Source organism: Serratia sp. UGAL515B_01 (genome assembly GCF_033095805.1).
Taxonomy (GTDB): Bacteria; Pseudomonadota; Gammaproteobacteria; order Enterobacterales; family Enterobacteriaceae; genus Chania.
On sequence record NZ_CP109901.1, the window covers coordinates 3228263 to 3245951 of the forward strand.

The 17689-nt window shown below is 42.9% G+C and carries 13 protein-coding genes and 1 pseudogene; 4 read left to right on the forward strand and 10 right to left on the reverse strand.

The window, feature by feature from the left end; all coding sequences use genetic code 11:
- Nucleotides 1-8 precede the first annotated feature (8 nt).
- The 4 genes from OK023_RS14540 to OK023_RS14555 all read right to left on the reverse strand — a co-directional run bounded on the left by OK023_RS14540 (nucleotide 9) and on the right by OK023_RS14555 (nucleotide 5738).
- Nucleotides 9-1340: an MFS transporter gene (locus OK023_RS14540; protein ID WP_317693406.1), complete on the reverse strand. Its 1332-nt coding sequence runs from the start codon at nucleotides 1338-1340 to the stop codon at nucleotides 9-11.
- Nucleotides 1341-1591: 251 nt separating this feature from the next.
- Nucleotides 1592-3031 (reverse strand): FGGY-family carbohydrate kinase, encoded by a 1440-nt coding sequence (locus tag OK023_RS14545; protein ID WP_317693407.1) that lies wholly within the window; start codon nucleotides 3029-3031, stop codon nucleotides 1592-1594.
- Between the two features lie 426 nt (nucleotides 3032-3457).
- A complete protein-coding gene (locus tag OK023_RS14550; protein ID WP_317693408.1) occupies nucleotides 3458-4930 on the reverse strand; it encodes an FAD-binding oxidoreductase in 1473 nt (490 codons plus the stop codon).
- Between the two features lie 22 nt (nucleotides 4931-4952).
- Nucleotides 4953-5738 carry an SDR family oxidoreductase gene (locus OK023_RS14555; protein WP_317693409.1) on the reverse strand — a complete coding sequence of 262 codons (786 nt, stop codon included), beginning with the start codon at nucleotides 5736-5738 and terminating at the stop codon, nucleotides 4953-4955.
- Between the two features lie 529 nt (nucleotides 5739-6267).
- Between OK023_RS14555 and OK023_RS14560 the strand changes: the two genes are divergently transcribed.
- Nucleotides 6268-6972 carry a hypothetical protein gene (locus OK023_RS14560; RefSeq protein WP_317693410.1) on the forward strand — a complete coding sequence of 235 codons (705 nt, stop codon included), beginning with the start codon at nucleotides 6268-6270 and terminating at the stop codon, nucleotides 6970-6972.
- A 174-nt stretch (nucleotides 6973-7146) separates the two neighbouring features.
- Here the strand turns inward: OK023_RS14560 and OK023_RS14565 are convergent, their stop codons facing one another.
- Complete coding sequence (locus OK023_RS14565) at nucleotides 7147-8118, reverse strand: isoaspartyl peptidase/L-asparaginase (RefSeq protein WP_317693411.1); 972 nt, start codon at nucleotides 8116-8118, stop codon at nucleotides 7147-7149.
- A gap of 1050 nt (nucleotides 8119-9168) precedes the next feature.
- On the opposite strand from OK023_RS14565, the gene OK023_RS14570 reads away from it, so the two are divergent.
- Entirely contained in the window at nucleotides 9169-9381 is a 213-nt protein-coding gene (locus OK023_RS14570) for a YdgH/BhsA/McbA-like domain containing protein (RefSeq protein WP_317693412.1), read from the forward strand.
- Nucleotides 9382-9597: 216 nt separating this feature from the next.
- Here OK023_RS14570 and OK023_RS14575 read toward each other — a convergent pair whose 3' ends face one another.
- The 5 genes from OK023_RS14575 to OK023_RS14595 form a co-directional block, all read right to left on the reverse strand.
- On the reverse strand, nucleotides 9598-10473 hold the full coding sequence (locus tag OK023_RS14575; RefSeq protein WP_317693413.1) for a LysR family transcriptional regulator: 876 nt from the start codon (nucleotides 10471-10473) through the stop codon (nucleotides 9598-9600).
- Between the two features lie 330 nt (nucleotides 10474-10803).
- Nucleotides 10804-11094, reverse strand: coding sequence for a hypothetical protein (locus OK023_RS14580; RefSeq protein WP_317693414.1), 291 nt, complete (start codon nucleotides 11092-11094; stop codon nucleotides 10804-10806).
- A 25-nt stretch (nucleotides 11095-11119) separates the two neighbouring features.
- Entirely contained in the window at nucleotides 11120-11902 is a 783-nt protein-coding gene (locus OK023_RS14585) for an ABC transporter ATP-binding protein (protein ID WP_317693415.1), read from the reverse strand.
- A gap of 830 nt (nucleotides 11903-12732) precedes the next feature.
- The gene (locus tag OK023_RS14590; RefSeq protein WP_317693416.1) at nucleotides 12733-13524 is read right to left on the reverse strand and encodes an ABC transporter ATP-binding protein; all 792 of its coding nucleotides are present in this window, start codon (nucleotides 13522-13524) and stop codon (nucleotides 12733-12735) included.
- A 14-nt stretch (nucleotides 13525-13538) separates the two neighbouring features.
- The gene (locus OK023_RS14595; protein WP_317693417.1) at nucleotides 13539-15260 is read right to left on the reverse strand and encodes an ABC transporter permease subunit; all 1722 of its coding nucleotides are present in this window, start codon (nucleotides 15258-15260) and stop codon (nucleotides 13539-13541) included.
- A gap of 824 nt (nucleotides 15261-16084) precedes the next feature.
- Between OK023_RS14595 and OK023_RS14600 the strand changes: the two are divergent.
- Nucleotides 16085-16776, forward strand: a pseudogene (locus tag OK023_RS14600) (IS1 family transposase).
- A 342-nt stretch (nucleotides 16777-17118) separates the two neighbouring features.
- Nucleotides 17119-17400 carry a hypothetical protein gene (locus OK023_RS14605; protein ID WP_317693418.1) on the forward strand — a complete coding sequence of 94 codons (282 nt, stop codon included), beginning with the start codon at nucleotides 17119-17121 and terminating at the stop codon, nucleotides 17398-17400.
- The last annotated feature ends 289 nt before the right edge of the window (nucleotides 17401-17689 follow it).

Consider the following 17689-nt stretch of genomic DNA (forward strand, 5'->3'; position numbering starts at 1 on the left):
CAGTCTATTTATTCGACAGTCACCGGCGTTACCGCAGGTGCAGGCCGCACGCTGACACGTTGCTTCAGCACATAGCAGGCAACGATACCGAAACAGGCCATAACAACGGTATAACTGAAGTATAGTTGATAGCCCGTTTTCTGGTCTGGGGCATAGTCCATAATGTAGCCATTGATCAGCGGAATAAAGATGTCTGGGCAATATCCGATGGCTGAAATCACCCCAATTGCCAGGCCGAGTTTACTTTCTGGCACTTTCAGATTCTCTATAATCGCCCAATACAGACCACGTACGGCATAAGTCAGCAGACCCACAAAGAGAATAAAGAAAATGCAGAACCCGACGACAACATTCGCCGGTAAGTTGACTGAAGGGATACAGATCAGCCCTACCAACCCTAACGCACTCAACGTCAGCGCGTGGGTTAATACTTTGATATTCCCAAACTTGTCGCCCAAAAAGCCACCGCCAACGCCACCTACCGGGCGTAACCACAGTTTTATGGTCGTGATCGTGCCTGCCATCACCGCAGTCAAGCCCCAACCGCCGGACTGTAAATACCCAGAGAAACTGTAAGTGGACCAGAATAAATGGTAGCCAGAGGAAATAATGATGGCGATCAACCACACTTCAGGCTGCCGTAAAATATAACCGAGATCCTTGAGTAAACTTTTATTGTTTACTTTAGCCTGTTTCTCTTCTTTCTCTTCAGGCTGTTTGCTTTCGAAAGAGATACAGATAAAACATACGCCTGCTAAAAAAATGCAAAACCAGGAATACATGTGAATAACATAAACCAATCCTTGAACGATATTTGTATCGTCCGGGCCCACCGTTACCGAGAAAATATAGAGCGCAATACTGGCCAGAATTGACTCAACTAAACCACGGCCTCCATCATAGATACCATAGAAACGCCCCGCTTCATTTTTGGAAGCCAGCAGTTTGATGCGTTTCATCACTGCGCCCCAGAAGGTTAGCCCGGTTGTCACTCCCCAACCTGAAAAGATAATCAGTAGCGCTGTGTACGAAGGCAAGGTGCTATACCACAAACCTAATAACCCTGTCCCTAATAGAGATAAAGTGATCAATTTCATCGGTTTTATTTTATCAGCTAACCAGCCACTGGGCGTATAGCAGATAAAGAATAAAAGCCCCATAACAGAATATAACTCACCGAGTTGTACATGGGAGATATTAAAGGCATGGATCATCGTATCCTGGTAGATTTGCCTTAAATATAGCATAGGGTAGATTGCCCCACCTGCGATGGTCAACAGCAATATTTGCAGATATCTGTTGCTGTTTTTTATTGGTGTTTTATTTACTCTATTTTCCATAATTGTCTACCTGTATGATACTGTTTCAACCTTAACATTCCACACAACGAGACACCCTACCCAGGTACTGAACCAATACCTGGGTACACCATCGTTTGTAGATTGGAATATACTCGTCATACTTCAAGTTGCTTGGGTGTTGACTGCCTTCGTTCACCCCAGTCACTTACCTGAGTAAGCTCCTGGGGCTTCGCTCAGTTGCCGCCTATAAGCAACTCGAATTATTTTGGGTATAGTTTTAATAAATGACTTTACGTTGATGCTTTATTAAGGAATTTATGAACCTCTGATAGAAGAGGATCGGTGTAGTCTCTTATTTTGGTATACACATTGCTATTAATGCCATCATAGTAAATATGGTTTTCCTGATTAGGGGAGTATTTTTTCTTAATATGAACCATTTCTCTTTTGGCGTGATTAAAATCTTCCACCAGCCCTAATCCAACAGCAGCACACATGGCAGCACCAAGGCAAGCAGAGCTATTTGCCTTAAGGGTATAGGTTTCTTTACCAAACAGATCACAGATAATCTGTACTAAAACATCACTTTTTGCCCCGCCACCGATAACATAAATAGTATTAATTGAGGAGGAGATTTCCTTGAGCATTAAATCAATATTATTTTTTATCGTGTACGCAATCGCCTCCAAAATAGAACGGTAGATATGATATTTCGTATGCCGCTGATCAAAACCAAACATAACTCCTTTACGGAATTGGTGGCTAGGTGGGCTCAACCAGTCAAGAAGGGTTATCAACCCCTCAGAACCGGGTGCAATCGATTCAGCAATACGGTTTAATACGTCCTCTTCGCTGATGTTTTCCATCTCTGCGATCTTGCTGATATCTTCACCAGCCAGATTTTTAAACCAACTGACCGTCCACATGCCACGTCTGATCCCTGTGGATTCGTAGACATACTTAAAAGGTTCACATGCTAGGGTTGGGAAGAAAGTCTCGGCATTAGAGTAATAATCATGACGATAGAGCATGGCTGAAATAAATGTCCCCAACGAGATCATAATTTCATCCGCAGTGTCAATACCCGCACCCAACACTTCTACTGCTTTGTCATTGCCTGTAGCAAATACGTGAATATCCGAACGTAGACCAAAACGCTCAGACAGTTCCGACCTCAGTGGGCCGTAACTTTCACCTGGCTTGATCAATTCGAAAAGTTGGCTGCGCTTTAACCCCTGAGATTGGATTTCAGCGTCATCAGCCCACTGTAAAGTTTGCCAATCCATCGGCCAATATACTTCCTGGTTGGAACAGCTGTCTTTAAAGGAGCCAGTGAGCCTAAAACCCAGATAACCGGAGGTCGTAGTCACATATTTCACTGCCTCATTTTGGTGAATATAGGGTTGTGACATACGCATGTCCATCCAACTGATGACAGGTTCAGCCAGGTCGCCTTTTTCATCCAGTAAAACCCTGCAACAGCGAATAGTACATAACCCTATTCCCAAAATCTGGCTCCGATCGCCAGTGAAGTTATCAAGACAATTCTCTACGGCTCGTAACAAGCTTTCCCAGAGATCGTCTCCAGGATGATAAACAACACCCGGTGCGGGTGTTTCAGTACTCTTTAATAAATCGCTGCCATAACAAATTTCATTTCCCTGTTGGTCAAAAAGACCTACTTTGGTACTTTGTGAACCACTATCAATACCCATTAATAGATTTTTCATTATTCATTTCCATTATTCTTGACACGATCGATAGTTGGATAAAATTTTTATTAATTGACCTTATACTTGTTATACTTCAGTTGCATGCCTATTAGTTGCACTCGATTTCATCCCTACTGAGCCACTGCAAGCAACATTTATTCAACTTAAGTAAGTTAAAGTATCTGCAACACTATCGAGTTTTTGGCATACGCTCCGTCCGTGGACCGTATGCCAACAATTAATTAAAAAATATAAATAAAACTATAACTACAGAGGCAGTATACTCGTCATACTTCAAGTTGCTTGGGTGTTGACTGCCTTCGTTCACCCCAGTCACTTACCTGAGTAAGCTCTTGGGGCTTCGCTCAGTTGCCGCCTACAAGCAACTCGAATTATTTTGGGTATAGATATAATATTTATTTGTCTTTGAATCGTGTTTCACTGTTATTCAAAAAAATGCTCAGTACCTGGTTGTGGATAAATACAACCAAAGTTCATCACTCCCTGTGGATCAAAAGTTTCTTTCAAGCCTTGCAGAATATAATATGCGCTACCGTGCTCATCCTTGGTCCATTCATTACGATATTTACCGATACCATGATGGTGACACATAGAACCGCCCAGTTTTAGCGTTTCTTCGACAATGATCCGCTGAATAGGGTGATGATAAATACGCATTTCATCTTTAGGCTCGCAGTGAATATTGTAGTTATAAACAAAATACATGTTGGTGCCGTTAATATAACTGTGCGAAGAGTGCCCCCCTAGCATGGTGAGATCGTCGCTACGCTCGAACTCACTGCGGATACGCTGGATCACGCGATCATAGATTTTGGGGATCATTTCCCAGCTTGCTGAGATCTCGGTGGTGAAACCATCATGTCGGCTATGGTTAACCATGTCATTCACCTCTTGTTCGATCCTGGCCTGCGACCAATTAAGATGATTGAACCAGTTTTCAATCAACTGGCTTTTGACAGGTTTTAGTATCCCGGCAGAGTTTTGCTCAATGATGGCATTGATCCCGTCGATAGTGGCATTCACGATCCCGGATGGCCCTTCCACCATGAATATCAGTACACACTTGCCTTCATGAAAAGCGGAGAAGTGCTGTGCTGCATCTTCTTCTGAATAAACCCGTGCAACTGAAGGGCGATAACCTGCAACCATGACATCACGCAGGATTTTGATACCTGATGCCACGTCTTTGATTAAGTGACCAATAAACTTGTTGTTTTCTGGATAGAAGGTGAACAACTTCACCGTGACTTCGGTGATAAAACACAGGCTGCCTTCATTACCAATAACAACATGCCGGATATCCGGCCCACCCGCGCGTCGTGCAACACTCTTGATGCGTGAAATATGCCCGTTCGGGAACACACATTCTAAGCCAAGTACCATATCCTCAATTCCGCCATACAAGGTCGAGAACTGGCCAATACTGCGGGTTGCGACCAATCCGCCATATTGCGCAACGGGTTTAGACTGCGGAGAATGGCCGGTAGTCAGACCCAGCTTGCGTACTTCATCTTCCAGCGTTTGCAGACAAACACCTGCCTGAACGGTGGCTTCCATGTTGTAGGGATCAATTTTGACGATTTTATTCAGCCGCGCAGAATCAATCACCAAGGTATTCTCTTTCCAGTTTTCCAGCCCCCCCTCTGTAGCCGTCTTGCCGCTTCTTGGAATAACGTTGATGGCATTTTCATTGCAAAACTCAAGTATCGTGGCAACCTCGGCAGCACTTTCTGGCAGCACAATTGCTGTAGGGAGTGGAACATTCAGTTGCTCTTTAGCCTTGGCATATTTTTTATATCTGTCGGCCGCAGCATCATACAGCTTGGCATGTTCAGTGATGACCTGATCCGTTTTCAGCAACTTACGTAGCTGCTCTAATGTGTCATGCTTGTTCATAATTACCCTTATCGTCTTTTTATTAACGCACTAAAAAACCGCCATCAACAGCGATCACTGAGCCGTTGACATAATTGGAAGCATCCGAAGCTAAAAATACGGCGGTTCCCATCAAATCGGCGATGTTCCCCCAACGGTTAGCCGCAATATGGGAAAGCACCCGTGCATTCGCTTCAGGATCAGAACGCGTTTTTTCAGTTAATGGCGTTGCATAATACCCTGGGGCAATAGCAGTAACTTGAATATTGAACTGTGCTAACTCGTCGCAATAGGCTTTAGTCAGGCCAACAATGCCATGTTTACTTGCCGAGTAAGCAGGAGACCATTGCCCACCCAAATAAGAAAACATAGAGGCAATATTGATAATTTTTCCACTTCGTTGCGGGATCATATATTTGGCAACTTCGTGAGACATTTCAAAAGCCGCGCTCAAGTTGAGCGCAATCATTTTATCCCACTGTACACGGGTAAATTTAAGGACATCCGGCTCGTTGATACACATCCCCGCATTATTCACCAGTATATCGATTGTGCCAAAACGAGCTGCAACCTTATCTATTGCCTGCTGTGGTTCACCTTCCTGGGTGATGTCGGCGAGAATAAACTGATATTCGCTGCCACACTCTTCAACCAACCGACGGGTTTGACCATCGTCGTCAGCAATGGCAATAACCGCAACATTAGCCCCGGCTTTAGAAAATGCAATGCTATACGCCTGCCCTAATCCACTGTTACCTCCGGTAACAATCGCTGTCCTCCCCTTGAGGGAGAACAGATTCAAACTAAAATCTGTGATTTTTTCCAACATGTTTTTTCCTGATGAATATTTAACTTTTCACTTTCACATCACCTCATCCTGGTTAACATTTATAGCAAAAATTTTCCATTAAAAAGTCGATCAAGTCACTTTAATGGAAAAAAATAACAATAAAAGATTTAAAAAGCAAAAAAAACAACTTAATTGAATTTTAATAACGATTTAATAAATTCAATTGAATTAATAATCTTATAAAAACAATATTTATGGTTTTTAAAACTAAAAATAACTACTATTAACGCTAAGAAATGGGACGATAAACGCGCCATGAGCTTATATCGTCATGCGGCGGGGTACTCATCAGGCAGATTTTCTCGTAACATTAAGCCGTTGAGTAAAAGTGGTAGTTTAGAAATACGACCTATAATAGCGTTAATTTCAGGCATTAATGGGCTGTTTAAGCGCTGCGTCTTCATACTTGAAGCGCCACGATCACCGCCCTCTGGTCAGGCTTCTGCCTACCATGCTGCAATTTGAGATCTTTTGTGGATCGTTCAGGACATTACATCGGAAATAAATCATGATTAAAGTTGATTGCTCAAATCTGAATGTGTTGGAAAAAAAACTACTGGACAGTACCAAGGGATACATTCAGCATAATTCAACGATCTCTATTACTGAACTCAGCACGCAGCTTGATGTTTCAACATCAAAAATCTCTAAATTTGTCAGAAAAATGGGGTTTGAATCCTTCAAACAATACAAAAAATTCATTATCAGTGAACAGAATGACGCCCCCCCGCTAAAACCTTCTGACGAATTACAGCGCATATCAGATTACATCGCAAATTTTGACGATAACCTGGCGAATGACTTCTGGTTGAAGATAAAAGATTGCAATAAGTTAATCATCTATGGACTAGGTCCCTCTTATATTTGTGCTGATTATTTCGCTTATCGCTTGCGTATTTTTTCTGATGTATTCACCTTGGCAACTAATGAAATCACCACTCTCAGGAACGCCGATAATAAAGATACCAAACTCTTGATACTCTCGACTACAGGACTATTCAAGTCTTTTGATGAGGAGCTAACTGGATTGAATTATAAGGAAATTATCTTTTTATTTGAAGAGTTCCGCTACTTCCCAAAACTACAGAAAAATACGCTTTTTTATCTCACTAACAGCAGCGGTAATAGCGCACTAAAACCCTACGAAAAGTCGCGAACATTGTTCTTTATTTTTTTGGAAGAAATTATACAGAAATTCAATTCAAAAATTTAACGTCTCTGGAATCGCCCCTATTCTCAAGAGCATACAAGTGACAGATTGGCGGCAAGCGAGTAAAGCCTCTCGAGCTTGCCGCCTTCACGCAACGCCAATCATTTAGCCAGCGTCATTCAACTATGCTGGCGGTCATTTGAGTCTGCGGCACCACTGCTGGCAGTTAAGGGATGGTTACTTAAAAATCGCGGTTACGCTATCCTGCTCACCGGCATAAGCATAACCACGATACATCCCTTCACTGTTGAAACAGAGGCTGATATTGCCTTGGGCATCAACGGCTATCAGGCCACCTTCCCCACCCATCGACGACAGTTTTTCCATGACGACCTTATTGGTGGCTTGCTCAAGGGGCAATTCCGTATAGCTCATTAATGCACAAACATCATAGGCAGAAACCATGCGCATAAACATTTCACCCGTGCCGGTACAGGAAACGGCTGCGGTGCGGTTATCTGCGTAGGTTCCTGCGCCAAAAATCGGGCTGTCACCAACGCGGCCAACCTGTTTATTGGTCATCCCGCCCGTGGAAGTGGCCGCAGCGAGATTCCCTAGGCTATCGAGCGCAACTGCACCAACGGTGCCAAACTTCTTTTCTTCATCAATAGGTGCCGGTTGTACGGTCAAGGTTTCAGCACTGTGATCGAGGGCAGTTCCCCCCTGGAGATCTCTCACACGATAGAGCTGGTCGCGACGTGCTTCGGTAGAAAAATAGTTGCTGTCCACCAGTTCCAGGGACTGCTGGCGGGCAAAATCCTCGGCGCCATCGCCTACAAGCAACACATGCTCACTCTGTTCCATGATTGCCCGTGCCGCTTTGATCGGGTTTTTAATATGTCTGACGCAAGAAACCGCACCGGCTTGCAGATCTTCCCCACGCATGATTGCCGCATCCAGCTCATGGGTTTCTGCGTGGGTAAATACCGCGCCTTTACCCGCATTGAATAATGGACAGTCCTCTAACATGGTCACCGCCAGGGTTACCGCATCGACGGCACTGCCCCCATCGGTAAGAATTTTTTGGCTTGCCGTTAAAATAGCGCGCAATGCACTATGGTATTCCTGTTCTTTTTCAGCCGTGACGGCCTGGCGACTGATTGTTCCTGCACCACCATGGATCACGATAACGGGTTTTATTGGTTTCATTTTATAGCCTTAACAAGTTGCTGATTATGAGCCGCGATCAATTAATTCTTTCCACATGGTGGCAGGCCACCTGGATATTGCCAAATGCACGTAACTGGGGTTCGTCCTGTTGGCAACGTTCATCGGCAAACGGGCAACGCTTATGGAAGGCAAACCTGTAGGCAGATTCAATGGGCTAAGTAGCTCACCCATGATCTTAATCTTTATTTTGCGATCTTCCCAGACTCACATTCTCAACGGCGCAAACGATTTTTCACGCACACCGAACTCCACGGAAAGATTACGAATGTCTAACAGACTCATGTGTTCACCTTCCAGCATGATAGGAAGAACAGTGATACTCCGCTGACGGTCAAGATGTGTTCTGAATGGCGCCATCCATACGTTAATTTAATTCATCAATTAATAAGCGAAACTATCCCAATATGCTTATCATTTTCCAAATTTCAGGAGATTAGTGACTTTGCTCTGCTCATTCTTTTGCAACGGTTTCACCGCCTGGATTTACTTGGGTACATAGACATATCGTGACAGCTTAATTCCATTTTTTGGACATACCAAAAAAATAACCTACAGCAGATATATTTAACTGATAAATATCATAAAAAAAACCATCATCACTATAAATATGATTATACCGTACAATCCAACGATGCTTGATAGCCAAAACTATTATTGAGCTTCAAATAAGCTCGGCTCAATTCGTTTAGAACAACATGCCTACTAAACTTCAAACAGTCTGCTTACAACTTTCATTACTGAGACTCACTCTACCAGGCTGCCGTCATGAAAATTAAATCATTAAGGGTATAGCCCATATATTTATTACATTTATAGAATGTATATTCATATAATGAAAAAAGGAGGCGTGTCATTTTTTGTTACACATGCGTATTTAATAAAAATATTATTATTTTGTTGTTACTCTTTCGTTTGCATCAATTTTTTTGATCTATTTTTACAAATCATTCCACTATGGAATTTATTAAAAACAAACTATAATCCCCAACGTCATAGGAAATAACCCATCTAAATTAAAGGATAATTATCATGAGAAATATCAAAAGAATCATTGCTATCTCCATACTGTCCCTGATTTCTTTCGGTAGTTTCGCTCAGTCAATTTCAGCAACAGGGAGTACACTTGACACAGCCGAAGCCAGAATTGCAGCTAAAGCAAAAGCTGCTGGTGCAAAATCCTATACCATCACAAGTGCTCATGTGGGTAATCGCGTTTATATGACTGCTGAGCTATCAAAGTAATTCAAGCCAGTAACATCCATAATTTGATACAAAAAAAAATAACTTGAAGCCCCAGTCACTAAGTAAATAAGTGGCTGGGGCGTTTCTATCTGCAAGCGATTTAAATGGCACAACTCAGTAGCAAAAAACCTAATCAATTGAATTATAATGATTAACCCAGCTACAGGAGAGATAGTCTCATAAATAGCCCCTACAGCTTGAGGGGCGGCAGGTACATCACATAGCCATCAAGATTTCGATAAAGTCATTGGTGATTACCGGAGTGATTGGTTCATTACGTTTGATTATATAAAAATGGGCACTGATATCGAGTTCATCAACCTCTATCTTCTTGAGACTTAGCTGTGAATTGTATTGTGAGACAACCTGATCGGTTAGCAGGGCAAGATAACCTTGCTGCTTAACCAAACACCAGGTGGCAAGAAAAGAGTCAGTTTCCACAATGTTAGCGTGTTGATTAAGTTGAGGCACAATGTCTTTTATCGCTGCATGGCCGACAGCACTGGAGCGTGGGATTACCCATTTGTTCTCGTTAAAAGGTTGTTCAACAACATCCTGATTGCTTGGTTGATAAAGAGAAAACTTCTCACATTTAAAATCCTGAGTCACCAGATCGACACAGCTAATTCCTTCGCTTAAGCTGCACACAACCAGATCTAGTTCACTATTCCTCAATTTTGCTACCAATCCTTCAGGGTTATCCTCAACCACCGTCACGCGAGTGTGGGGGTAATGCTGATTAAAGGTCTTAAGTGCTTTAGGCAAATAACACATGAGTGGATACGTGCTCATTCCAACACGCAAAAATTTCTCTCCCGACTCTTTCATACCACGAACTTCATAGATAGCATTTCTTAATTCATTGGTAATCGTGTCAATACGCTTATAGAACGCCGCCCCTACCTCAGTAAGCTTAACACCTCGGTTGCTGCGTTCTAAAAGGCGTGAGCCAATGTTTTCCTCAAGCTCTTTGATAATACGACTGAGCGTAGGCTGAGAAATCGCTAATTTCTTAGATGTTTCATGCAGGCTGCCACAAGAGACAATATCTTTAAAGATCGTCAAGTGAGATAGCTTTGGCATACTTTTCATGGTGACTTTTTCCCATTCTTTTAATTAGTAATATAAAATCATAAATGAAAGACTAAACCAATAACACCTAGTAGGTGGAAAGGTTTTTAGTCTTGCTTGATAACGGAATTTGCAAGAAATCAGCACGCAACTCACGAATAATATCAGGTTAGCCTGATACAAAGATTCGGCTATAGTACGCTTGCTTTATCATTTTATCAGCCAATAAATTATTAACTGTTTTATCCAGTACAGCAATCGTCACCGAAGCTGGCATTAATGTCGCAGTGCTCACCACATCATCATCACCGAAAGGTTCTATATCCAGGTGCGAAATAAAAAACTCTCGGTTTACAACATTCCCTTAAATTTATCTAATACATCACATTGCTCATATTCAAAAGCAATAACACATCTTTGATATATACATTCACTATTTACATCACTGAATGGTTGTTTGTTAATAATATTAGCTATCGGACGCAATAAAATATTGGCAGCTAAAGCATCTACCGTTGCGGCTAATGTATCACCATACAATGCACACCCCGCGCAAGCGCCAACGGCAGCAGCCCCCCAAAGTGTTGCTGCTGTATTCAGGCGGTGTCCCTCAATGGCAACAGTCCTCTGTCTTGACCACAAAAGGGGCACAGTCTGGACACAGTTTTTAAGCCAGAGCCGCAATCTGATCGCTTAACTCCTCGCCAATCTCTTCGATCAATTCGTGCATAACTTGTTTAGTCCTGTTCTCGCGTGGGGTTGTGATTTGATAATTACCGGTAATAGTGCCGGGTTTTGAACCTAACAAAATAATGCGGTCTGACATCATCACTGCCTCATTGACACTGTGGGTCACCATAACCATCGCACGAGTCTTGATTTGTCGGGTGGACCAGATACGCATCAGGTCACTACGCAGATTATCCCCTGTATAAATATCAAGGGATGAGAATGGCTCATCAAGCAGCAGTAACTCAGGTTCCACCGCGAGTGCGCGTGCAAACCCCACCCTTTGGCACATGCCGCCGGAAAGCTCCCGAGGAAAAGCGTTGCGGTATTTTTCCAGGCCAATCAGGTGCAACATTTTATTAACCTGATTATCGATAGTTTCCTGAGAATAACGCTGTGCCTGTAGGCCAAAGGCAATATTTTGATATACCGTCAACCAAGGGTAAATGGCAAACGTCTGGAAGACCATGTTGATCTGTGGATCCGGGCCCAATACCTTGCTATCACCCAATATGACTGAACCAAGATCAGGTGTGATCAACCCTGAGATAATACGCAGTAGCGTGGATTTACCTGAGCCGGATTTACCTAATATACTGACCACTTCTTTATCGTAAACGTTGAAGTTAATTTCATTAAGCACTAAATTTGAATTTTCAGTGACAGGCTGAAAACTGTGGCTAACGTTACTGACAACAAGCAGCTTTTTCTTTTTGTTCATCACTTTACCTTTAATATTCTTTGAGTCTAACAGTTGGCTTTTAAATGACTTATATACTCGCCATATTTCAAGTTGCTGAGTGTTGGCTACGTTCTATCGCGCCAATCACATAGCAGGCTATGGCTCCAGAAGCGTCAGCCTTGCCGTCCACAAGCAATTCGAATTATTTAGAGTATAGCTTTATATACGTTCCGATTTTTTGGATATATATGAAAAAACACCGTAGTGTTACGATAATGTGTAGCCATTGTTGACAACTCTTGCCAAGAAAATACGTTTCCAATATTTCCCTTTATACTTCAAGTATATCTGCATAGACTTTATTGCATATCTGAGTACATTTGGCATAGCCACTGAAAGATACCTAAGAAAATAAAGCAGGATGAAATGACGCTATCAAATAGCATATCCTGACACTTTCAGAACTAAAAAAATTCATTAGTCTGAACCTTCAGTATTATCAGCAACAAATAGTGAAATATCACCATCTATAATGTCATTCCATAATAATCAGGTGGTCATATACTACTGACAACAAGAGGGACATTCAATTTAAAATAACTTTATTAATAACCCGAAAATGTAATTTTATATTAATAACGAAGAATATTAATAAAGCCTTCCTTCGAGTTAGCAAGTCTTCAACTTTTCTGTAACCTAAATTGGTGTTCTTAATACCGCTACGCTGTACGTTTGAGGTAGTGATAAGGTACAAGGTACGCCGACACGCCGAGCCCCCATTACTGGGGGCTCGTATCGCGCATCCATCCGTTCAACGGTCAACTAACCTGCATCGCTCACACCTGTAGCACTATCACACGCTATTTAGGCTACGATGCCTGCTGTGATATCGCTATTTTAGCGTACAAACGACCACCTATTTCATCAATAACCGCTGCCATATTGTGCTTGTTTCGCATTTCACGCGGTTTATTAATGACAAACTCATCAGCAATCTGTCGGCTACTGGCATCCATAATGACGACTCTGTCGGACATCATCACGGCCTCTTCCACATCGTGTGTCACCATCACTATCGCATTGGTATTAATCTTTCCACTCGTCCAGATATTCATTAAATCCGTCTGCAGCTTATGGGCAGTAAAGATATCAAGAGCAGAAAAAGGTTCATCCAACAACAACACCTTAGGTTCTACAGCCAGGGCCCTGGCAAAACCAACACGCTGACGCATGCCGCCAGAAAGCTCGCGCGGCCACGCTTTTTCATAACCGTTCAAGCCAACCAGAGTTAATAACGCATTCAACTTTTTAGCAATCAATGCAGGTGGTAAGTCTTGTGCCAATAAGCCAAAAGCAATGTTGTCGTAAACCGTGAGCCAGGGGTAAAGCGCGTAAGACTGGAACACCATGCTGACATTGGCGCCAGGATCTTCAACAAGATTGTCCTCCAGATAAATCATACCGTTATCAGGAGTAATTAAACCGGCAAACATGCGTAGTAACGTAGATTTACCGGAACCAGACTGTCCGAGGATAGTCACAAACTCGCCTTTATAAACGTTCAAACTTACGCCACGAAGAACCTCTTTAGGCAATTTATTTTCGCCAATGAACGTTTTGCTGACTTGCTTTGCGCTGAGAATCACTTGTTGCTTAGTCATTTGTTTTCCCCGAATTAGTCGTATTTAAATTTTGTTTCTGCTACACGGTAAAGCGGTTGCCAGACAAATATCACGCATAACGCTACCAGCGCACACATGGCGACACAGCCAAGAGCAGCTTCTGGGTTTTTACCAGCATCAGTCACGACTGAAATGAACCCTCCCAACCCTGTGGTACTGAGCGTAGTGGCTCCCCACTGGATGACTTCCGCCGCAATAGCACTATTCCACGCACCACCAGCTGCAGAAATAATGCCGGTAACAATGTAGGGGAAAATCGCAGGTAACATGTAATAACGCCACCATTTGAAACTACGCAGGCCAAAGGTTTGGCTGACTTCAGTAATTTGTGAAGGAATGGCGGTAACACCCGCAATCACGTTAAACAACACATACCATTGTGTGCCAAGCATGATCATTGGGATCGCCCACCACCCCAGATCCTGATGGTAAACCGCAATGAAGGCCGCGATCAGCGGATAGAAAATATTAGGCGGAATGGCAGCAAGAATTTGAATAATAGGCTGGAAGAATTTTACCAAGCGCGGATTCATACCAATCCACACGCCCAACGGGGTAAAAATGACGATACTGAGCAGCATCGCAGCAACGACGCGCGCTGATGTCAGTAACATCCACTCAGGAAGCATCGCAAAGTATTGCTTAGGAAAATACTCCCACAGCTGGTAACCATATTTGGCACAAGCGACGACGACAACGAGATACCAAATGCTGCTCCACAACCAATTGGCTTTGGCAGTAATACGGAATAATTTATGTAAACCAAGCGCATACCAGAGTTGTGGTAGCTTAAACAACCACAAATTGGTCAGCGTCCGCAGCACCACAGCCAAGAACGCACCGACATGGGAAAATGACAGGCTGTTGTAAAACCATGAACTACCGGCCGTTCTGTTAGCCGCCACATCTTCATACTTGAAACGTGCGGTATAGCGAACCAACGGGCGGAATACCAGCTGGTCGAGCACGATAATATTGGCAGCTAACGCAATCACAGCAAATACAATCGCGTGAACATTTTGCTGCGCCAACGCCTCTGCAATGTAGGAACCCACGCCGGGTAATTCCACTGATTTATCGCTGACTGGAATAGCCTCTGAAGCTACCAACGCAAACCACGCTGCTGATTGTGACACCATGGCATTCCACAGTAACCCTGGCACAGAATAAATAAACTCCAAACGCCAGAAACGTTGCCAAGGATTGTAGTTAAAGCTTCGTGCAGCTTCATCCAATTCACGGGGAACAATACGTAGTGTCTGATATAGCGTCAACATCATGTTCCATGCCTGGCCGGTAAACACCGCAAAGATGGCAGCGCACTCTAAGCCCATGACACTATGTGGATAAAGACCGAGAAAATAAACGGTAGTGAAAGTCAAAAACCCGACTAGAGGTACGGATTCCATAAAGTTGACAAAGGGCAAAATGACTCTGCGCAGAGGCACGTAGCGGGCCGCTAACACGGCAAAAACAATTGAAAAGAGTAAGGACCAAACCATGCCGATCGCAAATCGCATAGTTGTTCTTAATGAGTAATAAAAAAGGTTCCAAGTATCCAGAGTGATGTTAGCAACACTGTGCTCAGTGAATGTCTCGTGCATATCTCCCCATGCACGCACAAAGCCAATGATAGCGAATAATCCTATCACTAATACAATAATGTCATTTAAGTAGTACTTTTTAGAAATAAACGTACTGTGGCTTTTTTTCATAATGCCAATCCCATAATTTTTTCGAAATTACAGCAGGAAACGCCCGGCCGAATAAGGCGGTTCGTCTCCATTTAAACGCATATATACACAAAATAATTCGAGTTGCATGTGTAGCAATAGTGCGATATTGCCCATCCTTGGGCCTCGCACCAGAAGGGCTGTTGCCGATGGTAATCAAATACAATTTACCGTCGGGTAACAACCTACTGCAACTCGAATGATTCGGGTGTAATGTATATTTTTATGCTAATCGTAAACGATGAGTACTACTGAAATAAGGCAGGACAAGCAGATGTCATCAGTATCTGGGCTACCATGGCCAGCTATTAATGAACAATAAGGTGACTGTGCTGCATTCTGTATCTTTCAGAACGCAACGCGGGTTGCATTACTGAAAGTTTATCAATAGTACTAAGCTAAAACTAAAACTTTCATCGTCCATAAGGACCCCCATAGTGAAAAACTCGTGGGCATGATAAGGTTTTTCAATAATAAAATGCAAACTGATATACCGATTTTTTTGGTTATATATGTAACAGGATGATAAACATTTCTTTAAAATGATACATTGTTAATATAAACAGATATAAAGGCCAGTGAAGTGAAAATATATACCCGAAAATGATTCGAGTTGCATGTAGGCGGCAAGTCTGAGAGTCGCCAGGAGCATAGCTCACTATGTGACGGGTGCGAACTGACGAAGCCAACCCCCATAAAACTTGAAGAATGAAGGGTCTATCAACATGTTGATAGACGTACGGAAAATAGGTAGTGCCTGTAATTGATTGGATCTGATGTGTAATGCGGGCTTTTGAGATTCTCTCATGGCCAGAGTTATCGTTCATTGTCCACGCGGTCCGTCTGCTCAGGTTTATAGCCATGGTCAGAACCCTAAAGGCCATGACAGATTTCGCTGCCGTGACTGCCGCCGCGTGTTCCAGCTCACCTACACTTATAAAGCCCGTAAGCTTGGCGTTAAAGAGCAGAACACCGAAATGGCATTCAACGGTGCCAGCGTTCGTAATACCGCCAGGACGTTAAAAATCGGCATGAACACCGTCATACGCTCTTTAAAAAACTCGCGCCGAAGCGAATAACGTCTTCGCCTGTGACCCATGCTGATGTGGCGCTTATCTGCGGACTCGATGAGCAATGGAGTTCGGTAGGCAGTAAAGCCACGGCAGCACTGGTTCTGATACGCCTATAACACCAAAACAGGCGGAGTACTGACCTACACTTTGGGTCCACGAACCGATGAAACCTGCCGTGAACTGCTGGCACTGCTCACGCTATTCAACATCGGTATGATCACCAGCGACGACTGGACAGCTACAGCCGGGAGGTACCGAACGACTGACATCTGACCGGTAAAATCTTTACTCAGCGCATTGAACGTAACAACCCGACACTGAGAACCAGAATCAAAAGACCGGCCCGTAAAAACCTCTGCTTCTCACGCTCTGTAGAACGTCATGAAAAGGTTATCGGTGCCTTTATCGAAAAATACCTGTTCTAATAATTGGAGACATTACCGATAAAATTAATCTTGTATACGTTAAGTTGAATGTAGCAGCTTTAAGCTAATAGCTGTGTTAGCTATGTGAGAAGTTTGGTAACGGGTTACAGGCTGAATTTCTCAATAACATACAAGCGCCGCTGGCGGCCATAAACTTAGAGTGTCGCTGTATTGAGTGCATTTACTTATACTCGTCATACTTCAAGTTGCTTGGGTGTTGACTGCCTTCGTTCACCCCAGTCACTTACCCGAGTAAGCTCCTGGGGCTTCGCTCAGTTGCCGCCTACAAGCAACTCGAATTATTTTGGGTATAGACATTAATTATCGTTTGGAGTTAATACAATGAAAAAAATCACCCTCATTCTACTAGGAATAATGTTCTCATTTAACACTTTAGCTGTAGACATCAGTAGCCTAAAAGCACCTGACGTATCGTGGCAGGGAGATAATAAAGAACACTGCATTGGCAATGCCTGCTTTTATATACAACATAAAAAACCAGACATGTTTGAACGACTCAATAAAAATGAACGTCGTCAAATAATAAATCCATACTCACCTTATGATCAGGACAATAGTGAAAACGGAAACGTCTTGACGTTTAGCATTCACGGAGGAGATTAATCTCAACCTGAATTTTAGCATACATGGAAATTTAAGTTATCCATTTAAAATAAACATAAAAACAGGTAGTTACATTGACATTGAGCGGAATAAAAATCCCATCAACTCTATTCGGGGTTATTATCTTTAGTTTAAAAAATACCCCCACCTTCTTCTTTTGGATATTAATTTTATCACTGCATTTATCTCCTATTGATATTAGCTTAATGATGAAAGATTTAAAAGCAGCTAACCTAACGGCTCTGGAGTATATTCTTTGGGAGTATGTGGTTATTTCCTGGCTTATATC

Coding starts and splice junctions, on each gene's coding strand:
- OK023_RS14595 (WP_317693417.1), bottom strand. CDS start 15,260: ATGAAAAAAAGCCACAGTACGTTTATTTCTAAAAAGTACTACTTAAAT.
- OK023_RS14540 (WP_317693406.1), bottom strand. CDS start 1,340: ATGGAAAATAGAGTAAATAAAACACCAATAAAAAACAGCAACAGATAT.
- OK023_RS14560 (WP_317693410.1), top strand. CDS start 6,268: ATGATTAAAGTTGATTGCTCAAATCTGAATGTGTTGGAAAAAAAACTA.
- OK023_RS14555 (WP_317693409.1), bottom strand. CDS start 5,738: ATGTTGGAAAAAATCACAGATTTTAGTTTGAATCTGTTCTCCCTCAAG.
- OK023_RS14570 (WP_317693412.1), top strand. CDS start 9,169: ATGAGAAATATCAAAAGAATCATTGCTATCTCCATACTGTCCCTGATT.
- OK023_RS14545 (WP_317693407.1), bottom strand. CDS start 3,031: ATGAAAAATCTATTAATGGGTATTGATAGTGGTTCACAAAGTACCAAA.
- OK023_RS14550 (WP_317693408.1), bottom strand. CDS start 4,930: ATGAACAAGCATGACACATTAGAGCAGCTACGTAAGTTGCTGAAAACG.
- OK023_RS14585 (WP_317693415.1), bottom strand. CDS start 11,902: ATGAACAAAAAGAAAAAGCTGCTTGTTGTCAGTAACGTTAGCCACAGT.
- OK023_RS14605 (WP_317693418.1), top strand. CDS start 17,119: ATGAAAAAAATCACCCTCATTCTACTAGGAATAATGTTCTCATTTAAC.
- OK023_RS14575 (WP_317693413.1), bottom strand. CDS start 10,473: ATGAAAAGTATGCCAAAGCTATCTCACTTGACGATCTTTAAAGATATT.
- OK023_RS14590 (WP_317693416.1), bottom strand. CDS start 13,524: ATGACTAAGCAACAAGTGATTCTCAGCGCAAAGCAAGTCAGCAAAACG.
- OK023_RS14565 (WP_317693411.1), bottom strand. CDS start 8,118: ATGAAACCAATAAAACCCGTTATCGTGATCCATGGTGGTGCAGGAACA.